Raw genomic sequence first — 1,260 nt, 5'->3', positions numbered from 1 at the left:
AAGGCGCGCAGGAGGGACCGTGCTGACCGCGTTTACCCGGGCGTTCCGGACACCGGACCTGCGCAAGAAGTTGCTCTTCACCCTGGGCATCATCGCGCTTTTCCGTCTCGGCTCGGTTCTGCCGACCCCGGGAGTCCACGTCCAAAACCTCGCCGCCTGTTTCGACCAGGCCCGTAGTGGCGAAACCGGCAACATCTACGGGATGGTCCAGCTGTTCAGCGGCGGCGCGTTGCTGAAGCTGTCGGTGTTCGCGCTGGGCATCATGCCGTACATCACCGCGAGCATCATTCTGCAATTGCTCGTCGTGGTGATTCCGCGGCTGGAGGCGCTGAAGAAGGAAGGCCAATCCGGCCAGACGAAGATCACGCAGTATACGCGTTATCTGACCATCGGTCTCGCGGTTCTCCAGTCGACGGCCTTCATCGCGCTGGCCCGTACCGGGCAGCTTTTCCCGAACTGCCAGCAGGACGTCCTGCTCGACCCCGACAACATCTTCCAGATCGTGACGATGGTCGTCATCATGACCGCCGGCACGTCCGTGATCATGTGGCTCGGCGAGCTCATCACCGACCGGGGCGTCGGCAACGGCATGTCCATCCTGATCTTCACCCAGGTCGTCGCGGTCTTCCCGTCCGAGCTGGCCAACATCTTCCAGGCGAACAAGTTCACCTTCTCGGTGGTCATGATCGTCGGTGTCTTCATGATCGCCGCGGTCGTCTTCGTGGAGCAGGCGCAGCGCCGCATCCCGGTCCAGTACGCCAAGCGCATGGTCGGCCGCAGGATGTACGGCGGCACCTCCACCTACATCCCGCTGAAGGTCAACCAGGCGGGCATCATCCCCGTCATCTTCGCCTCCTCGCTGCTCTACCTGCCGCAGCTCATCACCTCGCTGTTCCAGACCAGCGACAACGTGGTGATCACCTGGATCTCGCAGAACCTGGCCACGGGCGACACCCCGATCTACATGACCACGTTCTTCCTGCTGATCATCTTCTTCACCTACTTCTACGTGTCGATCACCTTCAACCCCACTGAAGTCGCCGACAACATGAAGAAGTACGGTGGGTTCATTCCGGGCATCCGCCCCGGCCGTCCGACGGCTGAATACCTGAACTTCGTGCTCACCCGTCTGACCGCGCCCGGCGCGCTCTATCTGGGTCTCATCTCCATGGTCCCGATCGTCGCGCTGGCGGTGGCCGGTGCGAGCCAGAACTTCCCGTTCGGAGGGACGAGCATTCTGATCATGGTAGGCGTCGGCCT

1 protein-coding gene is annotated in these 1,260 nt (G+C 62.1%); it reads left to right on the top strand.

Features of this window, described 5'->3' with window-relative positions; all coding sequences use genetic code 11:
• Positions 1-19: 19 nt before the first annotated feature.
• Positions 20-1,260 (top strand): preprotein translocase subunit SecY (gene secY / locus B0I32_RS56205; protein ID WP_106253699.1); only part of this gene is annotated, 1,241 nt, incomplete at its 3' end.

Origin of the sequence: Nonomuraea fuscirosea (assembly GCF_003001935.1) — a bacterium.
Lineage (GTDB): Bacteria > Actinomycetota > Actinomycetes > Streptosporangiales > Streptosporangiaceae > Nonomuraea > Nonomuraea fuscirosea.
Note: the sequence above shows the minus strand (reverse complement) of the source record. Positions and strands in the feature narration are given on the sequence as shown.